This is a genomic window from Thalassobius vesicularis, assembly GCF_004799325.1.
Taxonomy (GTDB): Bacteria; Pseudomonadota; Alphaproteobacteria; order Rhodobacterales; family Rhodobacteraceae; genus Thalassobius; species Thalassobius vesicularis.
This window is the reverse complement of sequence record NZ_SSMD01000010.1, coordinates 71,686-85,425: the sequence shown is the minus strand read 5'-3', so window position 1 is coordinate 85,425 and position 13,740 is coordinate 71,686. Positions and strand designations below refer to the sequence as shown.

Sequence of the window (13,740 nt, the reverse complement as noted above, 5' to 3'; positions counted from 1 at the left end):
CTCCCATGTCCCGCGATTGTGGGATCGGTATCGCAGGGGCAGGCGTTCAGGCGAATGGACGACCGTGGATTTTTGTTGCACAATTCGGTGGCGTCAGGCTATGCCCCTGCGCACCGCCCCAAGGGGAGGGGGCCGCCATGACCGCAACACGCAAAATCGCTATTCCGCGTTATTATCTGTACGGAGACCAACTCAGCGATGTCGAGTTGAATTTCCTGCATGTCGAGCCGATCCGCGAGCGTAGCGGCGCGCATGATTGGACAATTCGTGCCCATGCTCACCCCGATCATGTGCAAATCCTGTTGGTGGAACGCGGTGGCGGCAAGCTGATCGTCGAGATGCAGGAATTCGAGATTCCCACGCTGTCGATCATGGTGATCCCTTCGGCGATGGTGCACGAAATCCAGTTCAGCCCGGGCACGGATGGCACAGTCATCACCGCGGCCTCGACCTTTGCCACGTCGGTTTCGCAAGGTGATGCACGGCTGTTGGAGGTGCTGGCCGCGCCGCAGGTTTACCCGTTGGAGGGCAGCGGTGTTTCGGTCGAGGGGGTGATCGACGCGTTTGGCTGGCTGAACCGTGAATATGTCTGGTCCGCGCCGGGGCGGCGGGTGGCGATCCAGGCTCACTTCCTGCGGGTTCTGGTTGCACTGATGCGACTGCGCAATGCCCGCGCGCCGAACATGCCCTCGGTCGGGGATCGCGATTACGATCTGCTGTGCCGCTATCGCGAAGCGCTGGAGAACCATTTCCGCGAGGAAAAAGGGCTGGAGTTCTACGCCCGCGCGCTGGGGGTCAGCACGCAGCGGCTCAATCAGGCGTGCAAGGCGCGGGCGGGGAAAACCTCGTCCGAGTTGTTGCATGAGCGCCTGATCATCGAGGCCAAGCGCTACCTGATCTACATGGAAATGACCGTGGCCGAGATCGGCTACGAGCTGGGTTTCGAAGATCCGGCTTATTTCAGCCGCTTCTTCTCGCAGCGCGTCGGGCGGCCGCCGGGGGCGTATCGCGACGAAAACAGCGCGCTGCGGCAGGTGGCGACACCCTGAGTGCAAGCCTTCGGTCGGATCGTCCATTGGCGCCCGGACAGGCGCGGGGCAAGGTGGCCCGAAACGGAGGGTTCCCATGATCTACGAGCTACGCGCCTATGACCTGATGCCCGGGCAGGGGCCGGCCTATCTGGACAGGTTCTGCCGCGACGGCGTGCAATACGTGACGCGGCATTTGCCGATGGCGGGCTATTGGCTGACTGACAGCGGGGCGTTGAACCGGCTGTATCACCTGTGGGTCTATGAAAGCCTGTCCGAGCGGCTGGCCTGTCGCGCCGGTCTGGCGGGTGATGCCGACTGGAACAAGGGCTTCGTGCCGAAAGGATTTCCGCTGATCGTGGCGCAGGCCAACCGGCTGATGGCGCTGGAGGAGGGGTCTGAGACGCTCAGCGCGGTGGTTTCGGCGCGTCGGCAGACCCATCCGGCGCATGGCGTCGGCGTGCCGCTGTTCGCCGACGGGTATCTGGCGCTGACGCTGGGCACCGCGCGAAGTGAGGCCGAGATGCTGGGCCGTTGGCGCGTGGTTTCGGGCGAAGATCCGGGGCAGGTGGTGACGCTCTACCGGCATGGGGCGGGCGATCCGATGGTCTCGGCTGCGGGCGCGCAGCGGCATGAATTGCTGCGCGCGGTCAGTTGCTCGCCGCTCAGATAGCGGCGCCCATCGCGGTCCAGCCGCCATCAACGGACAGGGTGGTTCCGGTGATGCCCGACGCCGCGGGGGAGGCGAGGAAATACACCGCCTCGGCCACCTCCAGCGGAGTCAACATCCGCCCGATCGGGGTGCGCCGGGTGATGGCATCGGCGTCCAGCAGCCCTTCGGCGATCAGTTTCTCGACCAGGGCGGTGCGCACGTAGCCGGGGGCCACGGCGTTCACCCGGATGCCCTGCGGCGCCCATTCGGCCCCCATCGACTTGGTCATCGCGATGATCCCGGCCTTGGCCGCGCCATAGGCGTTGCGCCGCGGCAGGCCGACCAGCCCGGCAATCGAGGCGAAGTTGACGATGGCGCCGCCCGGCCCCATCACCCGCGCCGCTGCTTGCGAGACAAGGAAGGTGCCGGTCAGGTGCACATCGGTGACGCGGCGAAAATGGGCGGCAGTTTGTTCCAACGTCGGGGCGCTGGTGTCGCCGATCCCGGCATTGTTGACGGCGACGTCCAGACGGCCAAAGCGCGCGACGGTCTCGGCGATGGCGGCCGTGACGGCCTCCTCATCAGTGACGTTGCAGGCCAGGCCCAGATGGGTTGGCCCCAGGCTGGCGGCGCGCTGCGCGGCCTTCTCACCATCCAGATCGGCCAGCGCGACGGAGTATCCCCGCGCGGCAAAGAGTTGCGCCAGTTGCCAGCCGATCCCGTCGGCGGCTCCGGTGATGAAAGCGGTTTCTGTCATGGATCCTCCGGGAAAAAACGGCCTCGCGTGGGGGCCGTTTGAGTCAGTTCATCATGCGCGGCAGCAGCAGGATGAAATCGGGGAAGAGGATGATCACCGCGATGATGAAGATCTCTCCGATCAGGAAGGGGGTGACGCCCTTGAACACGCTTTCCAGCGGGATGTCGGGACGGATGCCGTTGACGACGTAGCAATTGAGGCCAACAGGCGGGGTCACCACGCCGATCTCGATCAGCTTGACCAGCAGGATGCCGAACCAGATCGGATCGTAGCCAAGGCCGACGATGGCGGGAAACACCACCGGCAGCGTCAGCATCATCATGCCCAGACCGTCCAGGATCATGCCCATAAGCAGGTACATCACGATGATGCCCAGCAGGATCACAAAGCGCGGCACGTCTAGGCCGATCACCAGATCGGTGACATGGGCAGGCAGGCCGGTGAAAGCCAGGAAGCGCACAAAGATCATGACGCCCCAGATCACCATGAAGATCATCGCCGTGGTGCGGATCGTGTCCAGCAACCCGTTGCCCATGTCGCGCAGGCTGAGCCGTTTGAACAGGGCCATCACCAGGATGATTGCGGTTGCGACACCGGCGGATTCGGTCGGGGTCATCCAGCCGAAATAGATGCCGCCCAGGATCACGCCGACCACCGCGAACACGCCCGAGACCTTGGGCAAGGCCGCCAGTTTCTCGGCAAAGCTGGTCGAGGGTTCGACCGGCGCCAGGTTGGGGTTCAGTTTCACCACGATCCAGATGACGGCCACATAGACCCCCATCGACAGCAGCCCCGGCAGCAGGCCCGCCAGCAGCAATTGCGCGACGGATTGCTCGACGATGATGCCGTAGATGACCAGAATGGCAGAGGGCGGGATCAGCGCGGCCAGCGTGCCGCCCACGGCGACGACGCCCGCGGCAAGGGTCTTGTCATAGCCGCGCGCCTCCATCTCGGGCAGGGCCAGACGGGTGAACACGGCGGTTGATGCGGTCGAGGCACCAGACACGGCGGCAAAGCCCGCGCTGGCAAAGATGGTGGCAGTGGCCAGCCCACCCGGCGCGCGGCCCACCCATTTGCGGGCGGCGTCATAGGCGGCGGTGGTGATGCCCGCATGCATGGCCAGAAAGCCGATGGCGACGAACAGCGGCAGCACGCTCAGCGCATAGCTGGCCGAGTTGGCGTAGGGGATGATACCCGACAGGCCGATGCCGACGGTTTCCCCGCGGATGATCATCATCCCGGCGATGCCGGTAAAGGCCGAGGCAAAGGCCACCGGCACGCCCAGCACCACCAGCACGATCAGGCAGGCGACGCCCAGAATTCCCAGTGTGATCGGATCCATGGCTCAGCTCTCATTCATAGGGGTTGGTTTCGATGGCGTCGTCGGTCATATGCGCAAAGACGCTGGAGCCGGATTTCGGCTGTGCGACCAGGCGCAGGGCCTCGGCCAGCTGGATCGAGATGCGGATCAGCAGCAGACCCAGCGCGCAGGTGACGACGGCGATGCCGATCCACAAAGGGATGCGGATTTCCGGCGTGTCGCCTCCGTTGCGCAAGGCGCGCATCAGGTTCAGGTAGCTGCCCTTGGTCAATGCCAGCGCAACCAGCCAGGCGATCAGCAGGGCGAAGGTCTCGGACAGCCATTGCGCGCGGCCGTTCAGGCGGTTCGACAGCAGGGTCATGCGGACGTTGCCGAAATGGCTTTGGCAATAGGCGATGCCCATCGCGACGATGATGGCCATCAACTGTTCAACGATATCGATGGTGCCGCGGAACGGATGATTGAACAGGCTGCGGCCCAGCACTTCGGCGCAGACCATCGCCATGACCAGCATCGCGCACAGGCCAGCGAGCAGGGCAAAGCCGCGCTCGATCGGAGACAGGCCCCTGTCCAGGGCCGCAATCAGGTTTTGCATTGAATACTCCCCCGAGGGTGAGGCTGGCGGGGCGCACCCCGCCAGCGGTGATCGAGAGGGTTTACTTGGCAGCCGCGTCAGCGGACGACAGGATCAGGTCCAGCAGTTCCTGACCGGGCAGGCCCTTGGCGTTGGCCTCGTCCACCCATTTCTGCCAGCTGGGGGCAACAGCGGCCTTCAGCGCTGCGCTGATCTCGTCGGTCAGCGGGATGCGGGTCAGATTGCGCTTGGCGAATTCTTCCTCGCTGGCCTTGTCGATCTCGGCGTATTTCTCGATCTGGTAGGCATAGGCAGCGGGGATGGCTTCGCTCAGCAGGGCTTTGTACTGATCGGGCAGGGAATTGTACGCGTCGGTATTGGCCGCGATGTTGCACTGCACGGTGCCCAGGTTCCAGTGATCGGTGACCCAGTTCGACAGCTCGTGGAAACGGTAGGCGGTGAAGGCGTAGGTGTAGGGATAGACGATCCCGTCCACCGCGCCGCGCTCCAGCGAGGAATACAGATCCGGCGCCGGTACGGTCGAGGCGATGGCGCCGATCGCGCCCACCAATTCCGCATGGCCGCCCGAAGCGTTCAGGCGCTTGCCCGACCAATCGGCCAGAGCCGCCGGTGCATCGCCCTTGCCCATGATTTCATAGTTCGGCATCAGCGCCGACATCAGCGGCGTGGCGTTCCACTTGGCCCATTCAGCCTGCACGGCGGGGTGCTTCATGTATTCGGCATAGACCTTGTACTGCACCTCAAAGCTGGGCAGCGGCAGGAAAGCCAGGTTCAGGCCGGTGGTCGCCGGGGTCTTGTCGGGGTGGTAGAACGAGCACACGGTCGCCATTTCGAACGCGCCCAGTTGCAGGCCGTCGATGTTTTCCTTGGGGTCCGACAGCACGCCGCCATATTGCAGGTCCAGCTCGAAATTGCCGTCAGTCTTGGCGGCCAGGTATTCCTTCAGCCCCTCGGTGCCCTCGGTGAAGCCGCGACGCGCGCCCCACAGCGAGACCAGCCACTTGACCTTGGGGCCGTCGACCTCGGCCGCCTGGACGGCGGGCGCGGTCAGAACGGTTGCGGTCGAGATCACACCGGCCAGAACGGCCGAGGCGGTCAGCCCGGTGATGGTTTTCTTCATGAACATATTCTCCTCCCTGAGAGAATGCCGGGTTGGCCCGGCTGTTGGATGACCGCTGCCCGCGCGGGGTCAGCGGTTGGTGAAGACGGGTTTGCGTTTCTCTGAAAACGCGGTCATCCCCTCCCGCCGGTCCTCGGTGGCGAAAGTGGAATAGAGCAGCCGGCGCTCGAGGTAGATGCCCTCGGCCAGGTGGGTTTCGTAGGCGTGGTTCACCGCCTCTTTCGCCAGCATGACGATGGGCCGGGACGAGGCCGCGATTTTCGCCGCCAGCGCCAGCGCGTCGGGCAGGTAGCTGTCCAGCGGGGCGACGCGGCTGACCAGACCATGCGCCAGGGCCTCCTCAGCCCCCAGCGCGCGACCTGACAGGATCATGTCCATCGCGATGGCCTTGCCGACGATGCGTGTCAGCCGCTGCGTGCCGCCCGCGCCGGGGATGACGCCGATCAGCGTTTCCGGCAGGGCAAAGCGCGCGGTTTCGGACGCGATGACGATATCGCACATCAGCGCCAATTCGCAGCCGCCGCCCACCGCATGGCCCGACACGGCGGCGATCACCGGCTTGCGGCAGGACGCGGCGCGTTCCCAGGTCTTGGTGATCAGTTGTTCGGCATAGACATCGGCAAAGGTCTTGTCCTTCAGCTCCTTGATATCGGCCCCGGCGGCAAAGGCCGCGTCCGAGCCGGTGATCACGATGGCGCCGATGGCGTCGTCCTCTTCAAAGGCGCTCAGCGCCTGGCCCAACTCGGTAGTGATCTGGGTGTTCAGCGCGTTCAGCGCCTCGGGGCGGTTCAGCCGGATCAGGCCGACGGGCCCCTCGATCGAGGTGAGAATGGTGGCGTAAGTCATTGAGTTTCCGTCCATGTCACGCGATCTGAATGACGACTTTGCCCAGCCGGTCGGGGGCAGAGAGGCGGTCGAGCGCCTCGGCGGCGCGTTCCAGAGGGTAGACGCTGTCGATGGGCGGGCGGATCGCCCCGGATTCGAAGGTTGCGATCAGCTGGCGGAACTCGCCCACGCTGCCCATGGTCGAGCCATGGACGGAAAGCTGCCGAATGAACATGCGCTGCAAATCAGCCGAGGGCGCGCTGCCCGTCGTTGCCCCGCAGGTCACGATAGCCCCGCCACGCCGCAGGCTGCGCAGGGATTGATCCCAAGTCGCCGCACCGACGTTATCGACGACCAGATCCACGCCTTCGCCCCCGGTCAGGGCCAGAACGGACTTGGAGGAGGGGCCGTCGGCATAGTCGATCACCTCGAACCCCTGATCGCGGAAATGCACCAGCTTGGCCGCGCCGGTGGTCGTCAGGATCACCCGAGCGCCCGCCACACGTGCCAATTGCGCCGCCGCATAGCTGACCCCGCCGCCCGCGCCCTGCACCAGAACGGTCGCGCCGGGGGCCAGGGGCACCTTGCCAAACACCATGCGCCAAGCGGTCAGATAGGCCACGCCGATGGTTGCTGCCGCCTCGACATCCACGCTGTCCGAGATCGGCAGCAACGCGGTTTCCGGCACGGCGATATAGTCGGCGATGGTGCCGTCGCGATGCTCGCCAAAGATCTTGGCCGAGGTGCACAGCGGCTGATCCCCCTCCAGGCAATAGCGACATTTCCCGCAAAATTCGTACGGGTACAGGATCACCCGGTCACCCGGCGTGAACCGCGATCCCTCGGGGGCTTCGGCCACCTCGCCGACCCCGTCAATTCCCATGATCTGCGGCAAGGAATGGGTAATCCCCGCCCCGTTATCCCGCATGTACAGGTCAACCCGGTTCACGGACGCGGCCAGCATCCGGACCAGAACCTGCCCCTGTGCCGGCACCGGCCGAGGCACGTCGCTGAGCGCAGCCCCCTGTGAGCCGCGCGCTGTCAAAAGCAATGCACGCATCTGGTTTCCTCCTGCACATATGTAAACATGTTTTTATAATTATGACAACATAATTGCATAAGTGCTATTTGCGGGTCCGTCCTGTTCCGCTGCAGTAAAGCAATCTTCCGCCTTGTAAAAAATGGATGAACGGGTGGAAATTTATGGACAATTCGTAGGGGGCAGCCGAACGCACCGCGTCTGCAAAAAGCCGCGGTGCGTTTTAAATGGCAATATGTTTACTGGTGATCGCGGCTGGCGCGGTCGTCCGAAACGACCTGCGTCCGCGTGATTCAGGACCCTGAGTCGGGGTCGATCCGCTTCATGTTCTGAAGCAGCTTGTCGAAATAGTGGATGACGTGGATCTTGTCGGTGGTCGAAAACCCGTCCAGCGCCGCCGCGTAGAAGTTGGCGATTTTCTGGCGCATGTCGTTGCGCCACAGGGTCCGGCCTTGCTCGGTCAGGCGGATCAGGCGGCTGCGGCTGTCAGTGGGCGAGACGGCACGCTCCACCAGTCCCAGCGCCTCGAGCCGTGACAGAACGCCCGTCAGGTTCTGACGGCTGACCAACAGGAAGCGCGTCAGGTCGCCCACGGCGATTCCCTCTTCGACACCGTCACGTGCCAAGGCGCCGATGATCGCCCATTGCTGGGTGGTCACGCGGGTCTCTTCCAGCGCGCGGGTGCCGGTTTTGTGCATCATGTTCGCGGATTGATACAGCCGGAAGAACAGGCGGTTCCCCAGATCGTCAATGTCCAAATCGCGTGTGCTTTCAACGTCTTCCATTGCCATACGTTGCGCAATTTTCGGGTCATGGTCAATGGGGGCGCGGGATGTGGAATTTGAGATAAATGGAAAGATATTGACATAAAAACCCGACTCGGCTGATATTGCTGCAGGGAGGACGAGACGTTGGTGCGGCAAGCGATTACGCATAACGTGCCGCAAAAACGCCATGCAGGCGTCGTTCCCCAGAAAGATTTGATGAAGAGGAGGGTTCCGGTGAAGGGCCTGAAAGGTAAAACAGTTGTCGTAACGGGCGGCGCGGGTGGAATTGGTGCGGCAACTTGCCTGCGCTTTGCCGAAGAAGGCGCGCGTGTCGTTGTCACTGATCTGAACGCCGCGGCCGCACAGGTCGTGGCCGAGAAGATCACCGCGCAAGGCGGCGATGCGCTGGCACTGGCCTGCGATCTGACCGACTTCGACGCGGTGCAGGAAGCCGTCGCAAAGATCGAGGCCGAGTTCGGCGCAATCGACGTGCTGGCCAATGTCGCAGGCTGGGACGTGTTCACGCCCTTCCTGAAATCCGACCCGACCTTCTGGACCAAGATCATCGACATCAACCTGCGCTCGGTGCTGAACATCACCCATCCCGTGCTGGCGAAGATGGCCGAGCGGCGCTCGGGCCGGATCATCTCGGTTGCGTCGGACGCGGCGCGGGTCGGCTCGTCCGGTGAATCGGTTTACGCGGCCTGCAAGGCGGGCGTCATCGCCTTTTCCAAAACCATCGCGCGTGAACACGCCCGCCACGGCATCAGCGTCAACGTGGTCTGCCCCGGCGTGACAGAAACCGGGATGCTGGAGGCGTTCATGGAATCCGCTGGCGACCCCGAAAAGCTGCGCGTCGCCTTTACCCGCGCCGTTCCGATGGGCCGCCTTGGTCGGCCCGAGGACCTGCCGGGTGCCATCCTGTTCTTCGCCAGCGACGACGCGGGCTTCATCACCGGGCAGGTCATCTCTGTCTCGGGCGGTCTGACAATGCACGGCTGAGGAGGCCGAAAATGGAATACCAGGACATTCTTTACACCGTCAAAGACGGCGCGGCGCACATCACCATCAACCGCCCCGACAAGTACAACGCCTTTCGCGGCCAAACCTGCGAGGAATTGATCCACGCCTTCAACAAGGCCGGATGGGACAAATCGGTTGGTGTCATCGTGCTGTCGGGCGCGGGCGACAAGGCGTTTTGCACCGGTGGCGACCAGTCGGCCCACGAGGGCCAGTATGACGGGCGCGGCACTATCGGCCTTCCGATGGAGGATCTGCACTCGATCATCCGCGACGTGCCCAAGCCGGTGATCGCCAAGGTGCAGGGCTTTGCCATCGGTGGCGGCAACGTGCTGGCGACGATCTGCGACATGACCATCGCAGGCGACCGCGCGCAGTTCGGGCAGGTCGGGCCCAAGGTCGGCTCGGTCGATCCGGGCTATGGAACCGCCTTCCTGGCCCGCGTCGTGGGCGAGAAAAAAGCCCGTGAAATCTGGTACATGTGCCGCCGCTACAACGCTCAGGAGGCGCTGGAGATGGGCTTGGTCAACAAGGTCGTCCCGCATGACGAGCTGGACGCCGAGGTTGATCGCTGGTGCGCCGAGATCATGGAGAAATCGCCCACCGCTATCGCGCTGGCCAAGCGCAGCTTCAACATGGACACCGAGCATCAGCGCGGTATCGCCGGCCTCGGGATGCTGGGCCTGTCGCTGTATTATGACACCGACGAAAGCAAGGAAGGCGGTATCGCCTTCAAGGAAAAGCGCAAGCCGGACTTCCGCAAGTTCAAGGGCTGACGCGCCCGCCGGGCGGCGCACCCGCCCGGCCAATCCACCACATAATCGACCGCCCTGGCGGACCGGACCGGGTTTGCCCGCATTCAGGAGGAGAATGCACATGATGAGCATTTACGAGACAGACGAGATCGCCGCCGTCCGTGACATGGCGCGCAAATTCGCGCTGGAGAAACTGGCGCCGGGCTACCAGGCGCGCGAAAAATCGGGCCGGTTTGAACCCGAACTGATCCGCGAGATGGGCGAGCTGGGCCTGATCGCCCCCGAACTGCCCGAGGAATTCGGCGGCATGGGCGTGGGCGCGATCTATTCCGGTGTCATCATCGAGGAAATCGCTCGCGCCGATTTCAGCTTTGGCTACATCCCGCTTCTGGCCTCGCTGAACGGGCAGGTGCTGAAGAATTTCGCCAAGCCCGAAATCGCCGCCAAATGGCTGCCCCGCGTCACTGCCGGGGAAATCATGCTGGCCATCGCGCTGACCGAACCGCGGGGCGGCTCGGATGCGGGCAATCTGGGCCTGAAGATGGAGCGGGACGGCGATTACTACGTGCTGAACGGCGAAAAGACCTCGATCTCGGCCGCCGATCAGGCCGCGGCGACCATCGTTTTCGCCCGCACCGGCAAGCCCGAGGATAAGGCGCATGGCGTCTCGGCCATTCTGGTGCCGATGGACCTGCCGGGCATTTCCACCACGCGGTTCAGCTGCCTGGGGCAGCGGGCGATCGGGCGTGGCTCGATCTTTTTCGACAATGTGCGCGTACCTGCCGACCACCTGTTGGGGACGGAAAACAAGGGCTTCGTGCAGGTCATGCAGGGCTTCGATTTCTCGCGCTCTCTGATCGGGTTGCAGTGCATTGGCCTGGCGCAACAAAGCCTGGATGAAACCTGGGCCCATGTCGCTGAACACAAGGCGTTCGGCCAGCCGCTGGCCTCGTTCCAGGGGGTGTCGCACCAGCTGGCGAATTTCGACACGCAGGTGCAGGCGGCGCGGCTGCTGTCCATGCACGCGCTGTGGCTGAAGGATCAGGGCCTGCCCCACACCGCCGAGGCCGCGATGACCAAGTGGTGGCCGCCGCTTCTGGCCTATGAAACCGTGCATTGCTGCCTGCTGATGCATGGTCACTACGCCTATTCCAACGAATTGCCGTTCGAGCAGCGCCTGCGCGACGTGCTGGGCCTGCAGATCGGCGACGGCACCGCGAACATCATGAAAACCATCATCGCGCGCGACCGCGCCGGCCGCAAAGCCGTCGGCAACTAAGCCGAAATCACCGGGAGGAGGACCCAAATGAAATTCGATGCCGTATTGATCGCGCCCCGTCAGGAGGAGATGACCGCGCGTGGATTGTGGAAGAACAAGACCGTCAACGACTATTTCGACGCCTGTCTGGCGACGTGCTCCGATAAACGGGCGCTGACCTCGATCAGCGTCGGGACGGGCGCGCGGACGGACCTGACCTATGCCGAGCTGGACAAGCTGGCCGACCGCGCGGCGATCGGTTTGCACCGGTTGGGCGTGGGCAAGGACGATGTGGTCTGTTGCCAGTTGCCCAACAGCTGGCAGTTCGTGGCGACCTATCTGGGCTGCGCCCGATTGGGCGCCGTGTTCAATCCGGTGATGCATATCTTCCGTGAACACGAGCTGAATTTCATGCTCAAACACGGCGAGGCGAAGGTTTTCGTCATCCCCAAACTGTTCCGTGGCTTCGATCATGAGGCGATGGCCGAGGGCATGAAACCCAACCTGCCGGATCTGCAACACATCGTCGTTCTGGACGGCGAGGGGCCGAACAGCTTTGACGCGCTGCTGATGGACCCGGCCTTTGACACCGACCCCGACCGCGCGCGGATTTGCAGCGAAAACCGGGGTGGGCCGAACGAGGTGTGCCAGCTGATCTATACCTCGGGCACCACGGGTGAACCCAAGGGCGTGATGCACACGGCCAACACGATGTACGCCAATCTGGTGCCCTATGCGGCGCGGTTGCGGTTGGGTGCTGAGGACGTGATCCTGATGGCCTCGCCGATGGCGCACCAGACGGGGTTCATGTACGGGCTGCTGATGCCGGTGCAATTGCAGGCCAGTGCGGTGCTGTTGGACATGTGGGACAAGGACTTGGCTGCGCGTGTGGTCGAGCAGGAAAACTGCTCGTTTACAATGGCTTCTACGCCGTTCTTGATGGATTTGGCGAACGCGGTCGAGGTGAACGGGACCGACAGTTCCTCGCTGCGCACCTTCCTGTGCGCGGGTACGGCGATCCCCGGTCCGGTCGTGGAGCGCGCCCATGCGGTGCTGGGAACCAAGATCGTCTCGGCCTGGGGCATGACGGAAAACGGGGCGGTCACGCTGATCAACCTCGACGACCCAGACGAGCGCGCCGTGCACACCGACGGCTACCCGTTGGAGGGGATGGAGCTGCAAATCCGCGGCACAGATGGCAAGCCGGTTCCGGCAGGGCATGAGGGCGAGCTGTTCGTGCGCGGGTGCTCGAATTTCGGGGGCTACCTGAAGCGGCCGCAGTGGAACAACATTGATGCCGAGGGCTGGTTCGACACGGGCGACATCGCGCGGGCGGACGCGGCGGGGTACATCCGGATTTGCGGGCGTTCTAAGGACATCATCATTCGCGGGGCGGAAAATATCCCGGTGATCGAGGTGGAATCGCTGCTGTTCAAGCATCCCAGCGTCGCTACGGTGGCGATCGTGGGCTATCCGGACGAGCGGTTGGGCGAGCGAGCCTGCGCCTTCGTGGTGCCGAAACCGGGGGCGGAGTTTAGCTTTGCGGACATGCAGGCGTTCCTGGGCGAACAGCATCTGGCCAAGCAATATTGGCCCGAACGGCTGGAGGTGCGCAGTGCCTTGCCGGCGACCGCCTCGGGGAAAATCCAGAAGTTCGCTTTGCGTAACATGTTGAAAGAAGGCGCAAAATGACGGATCTGTCCGGTCAGGTCGCGATGATCAGCGGGGCGGGCGGGCCGATGGGGCGGGCCGTCGCCGCAGCCCTTGTGGACGCGGGTGTGACGGGGTTGGCGCTGACGGATATCTCGGCCAATCGGTTGGCGGAGGCGGTGGACTGGGCCGAGGCGCGGGGCGTCAGGGTGGCCAGCCTGCGCGCCGACGTCACCCGCGCGGACGAGGCGGATGCCTTCTGCAATCTGGCCCAGATGTCGTTGGGCGGCGTGGATATCCTGCTAAATCTGGTGGGCGGCATCCGGTCCAAACGGCTCTACACCCCGTTTCTGGAGATGACCGAGGCGCAGTTCCGGGCGACCATGGATCTGAACCTGATCGGCACATTTCACCTGACCCAGCGCGTCGCACCGGGGATGATTGCGCGGAAAAAAGGACGTATTATCAACGTTGTAAGCATCGTCTTCGGCGGCGAAGCGGGGCAGGCGGACTATGCTGCGGCGAAGGCGGGGGTGGCGTCTTTGACGAAATCTCTGGCCGAGGAATTCGCCCCTTACGTGACCGTCAATGCGGTCGCGCCAGGGTTAACGCGCACCTCGATCACCGAAAATATGCCCGAGGATCATGCCAAGCGACTGACCTCAAAGGCTTTTATCCAGCGGATGGCCGAGCCCGAGGAGATCGCGGACGCCGTTGCCTTTCTGGCCAGCGACCGGGCGCGATTCATCACTGGCGATATCATCTCGGTCTCTGGCGGGATCATCCCGTCGCTGTAACCGTTTGAGGAAAAACAAGAATCCAGAGGGCGATCCTCCCGTCCCCTCGGTGTTCCGCCTTCCCTCGGCGGAACGCGGCGCGAAGGCGGCACTCCCCCGTCTTCGCGCCCGTATTACGCAAAGGACCGGCCCGCACACGATCCGTTCACCCGCAGA

Annotated in this window: 14 protein-coding genes; 7 read left to right on the top strand and 7 right to left on the bottom strand. The window is 63.7% G+C overall.

Translation table 11 applies throughout. The features are described 5' to 3' along the window. Positions 1-137: 137 nt before the first annotated feature. Complete coding sequence (locus E7681_RS16895; RefSeq protein WP_136340439.1) at positions 138-1,049, top strand: helix-turn-helix domain-containing protein; 912 nt, start codon at positions 138-140, stop codon at positions 1,047-1,049. 76 nt (positions 1,050-1,125) lie between these two features. Further along, positions 1,126-1,701 carry an NIPSNAP family protein gene (locus tag E7681_RS16890; RefSeq protein ID WP_136340438.1) on the top strand — a complete coding sequence of 192 codons (576 nt, stop codon included), beginning with the start codon at positions 1,126-1,128 and terminating at the stop codon, positions 1,699-1,701. Here E7681_RS16890 and E7681_RS16885 read toward each other — a convergent pair. The 7 genes from E7681_RS16885 to E7681_RS16855 all read right to left on the bottom strand — a co-directional run bounded on the left by E7681_RS16885 (position 1,694) and on the right by E7681_RS16855 (position 8,122). Beyond that, the gene (locus E7681_RS16885) at positions 1,694-2,437 is read right to left on the bottom strand and encodes an SDR family NAD(P)-dependent oxidoreductase (RefSeq protein ID WP_136340437.1); all 744 of its coding nucleotides are present in this window, start codon (positions 2,435-2,437) and stop codon (positions 1,694-1,696) included. The two genes, E7681_RS16890 and E7681_RS16885, sit on opposite strands and share 8 nt — an antisense overlap. A 43-nt stretch (positions 2,438-2,480) precedes the next feature. Further along, positions 2,481-3,779, bottom strand: coding sequence for a TRAP transporter large permease (locus E7681_RS16880; protein ID WP_136340436.1), 1,299 nt, complete (start codon positions 3,777-3,779; stop codon positions 2,481-2,483). A 10-nt stretch (positions 3,780-3,789) separates the two neighbouring features. Beyond that, positions 3,790-4,353 carry a TRAP transporter small permease gene (locus E7681_RS16875; protein WP_136340435.1) on the bottom strand — a complete coding sequence of 188 codons (564 nt, stop codon included), beginning with the start codon at positions 4,351-4,353 and terminating at the stop codon, positions 3,790-3,792. Between the two features lie 61 nt (positions 4,354-4,414). Continuing rightward, positions 4,415-5,473 carry a TRAP transporter substrate-binding protein DctP gene (gene dctP, locus E7681_RS16870; protein ID WP_168733236.1) on the bottom strand — a complete coding sequence of 353 codons (1,059 nt, stop codon included), beginning with the start codon at positions 5,471-5,473 and terminating at the stop codon, positions 4,415-4,417. Between the two features lie 69 nt (positions 5,474-5,542). Continuing rightward, complete coding sequence (locus E7681_RS16865) at positions 5,543-6,319, bottom strand: enoyl-CoA hydratase-related protein (RefSeq protein WP_136340433.1); 777 nt, start codon at positions 6,317-6,319, stop codon at positions 5,543-5,545. A gap of 16 nt (positions 6,320-6,335) precedes the next feature. Further along, a complete protein-coding gene (locus tag E7681_RS16860; protein ID WP_136340432.1) occupies positions 6,336-7,358 on the bottom strand; it encodes an alcohol dehydrogenase catalytic domain-containing protein in 1,023 nt (340 codons plus the stop codon). 272 nt (positions 7,359-7,630) lie between these two features. Next, positions 7,631-8,122, bottom strand: a complete 492-nt coding sequence (locus E7681_RS16855; protein WP_136340431.1) for a MarR family winged helix-turn-helix transcriptional regulator — start codon at positions 8,120-8,122, stop codon at positions 7,631-7,633. Between the two features lie 216 nt (positions 8,123-8,338). On the opposite strand from E7681_RS16855, the gene E7681_RS16850 reads away from it, so the two are divergent. From E7681_RS16850 to E7681_RS16830, 5 genes are all read left to right on the top strand, one after another. Further along, positions 8,339-9,106, top strand: coding sequence for an SDR family NAD(P)-dependent oxidoreductase (locus E7681_RS16850; protein ID WP_211089815.1), 768 nt, complete (start codon positions 8,339-8,341; stop codon positions 9,104-9,106). A gap of 11 nt (positions 9,107-9,117) precedes the next feature. After that, positions 9,118-9,900, top strand: a complete 783-nt coding sequence (gene badI, locus E7681_RS16845) for a 2-ketocyclohexanecarboxyl-CoA hydrolase (RefSeq protein WP_136340430.1) — start codon at positions 9,118-9,120, stop codon at positions 9,898-9,900. Between the two features lie 100 nt (positions 9,901-10,000). Next, complete coding sequence (gene aliB, locus E7681_RS16840) at positions 10,001-11,158, top strand: cyclohexanecarboxyl-CoA dehydrogenase (RefSeq protein WP_342777070.1); 1,158 nt, start codon at positions 10,001-10,003, stop codon at positions 11,156-11,158. 27 nt (positions 11,159-11,185) lie between these two features. Then, entirely contained in the window at positions 11,186-12,829 is a 1,644-nt protein-coding gene (gene aliA / locus E7681_RS16835; RefSeq protein ID WP_136340429.1) for a cyclohexanecarboxylate-CoA ligase, read from the top strand. Beyond that, on the top strand, positions 12,826-13,584 hold the full coding sequence (locus E7681_RS16830; protein WP_136340428.1) for an SDR family NAD(P)-dependent oxidoreductase: 759 nt from the start codon (positions 12,826-12,828) through the stop codon (positions 13,582-13,584). Before aliA ends, E7681_RS16830 begins: the two co-directional genes overlap by 4 nt. Positions 13,585-13,740: the final 156 nt, after the last annotated feature.

Excerpts from the sequence above, each read along its gene's own strand:
- E7681_RS16895 (WP_136340439.1), top strand. The coding sequence starts at position 138 with ATGACCGCAACACGCAAAATCGCTATTCCGCGTTATTATCTGTACGGA.
- E7681_RS16890 (WP_136340438.1), top strand. The coding sequence starts at position 1,126 with ATGATCTACGAGCTACGCGCCTATGACCTGATGCCCGGGCAGGGGCCG.
- E7681_RS16885 (WP_136340437.1), bottom strand. The coding sequence starts at position 2,437 with ATGACAGAAACCGCTTTCATCACCGGAGCCGCCGACGGGATCGGCTGG.
- E7681_RS16880 (WP_136340436.1), bottom strand. The coding sequence starts at position 3,779 with ATGGATCCGATCACACTGGGAATTCTGGGCGTCGCCTGCCTGATCGTG.
- E7681_RS16875 (WP_136340435.1), bottom strand. The coding sequence starts at position 4,353 with ATGCAAAACCTGATTGCGGCCCTGGACAGGGGCCTGTCTCCGATCGAG.
- dctP (WP_168733236.1), bottom strand. The coding sequence starts at position 5,473 with ATGAAGAAAACCATCACCGGGCTGACCGCCTCGGCCGTTCTGGCCGGT.
- E7681_RS16865 (WP_136340433.1), bottom strand. The coding sequence starts at position 6,319 with ATGACTTACGCCACCATTCTCACCTCGATCGAGGGGCCCGTCGGCCTG.
- E7681_RS16860 (WP_136340432.1), bottom strand. The coding sequence starts at position 7,358 with ATGCGTGCATTGCTTTTGACAGCGCGCGGCTCACAGGGGGCTGCGCTC.
- E7681_RS16855 (WP_136340431.1), bottom strand. The coding sequence starts at position 8,122 with ATGGAAGACGTTGAAAGCACACGCGATTTGGACATTGACGATCTGGGG.
- badI (WP_136340430.1), top strand. The coding sequence starts at position 9,118 with ATGGAATACCAGGACATTCTTTACACCGTCAAAGACGGCGCGGCGCAC.
- aliB (WP_342777070.1), top strand. The coding sequence starts at position 10,001 with ATGATGAGCATTTACGAGACAGACGAGATCGCCGCCGTCCGTGACATG.
- aliA (WP_136340429.1), top strand. The coding sequence starts at position 11,186 with ATGAAATTCGATGCCGTATTGATCGCGCCCCGTCAGGAGGAGATGACC.
- E7681_RS16830 (WP_136340428.1), top strand. The coding sequence starts at position 12,826 with ATGACGGATCTGTCCGGTCAGGTCGCGATGATCAGCGGGGCGGGCGGG.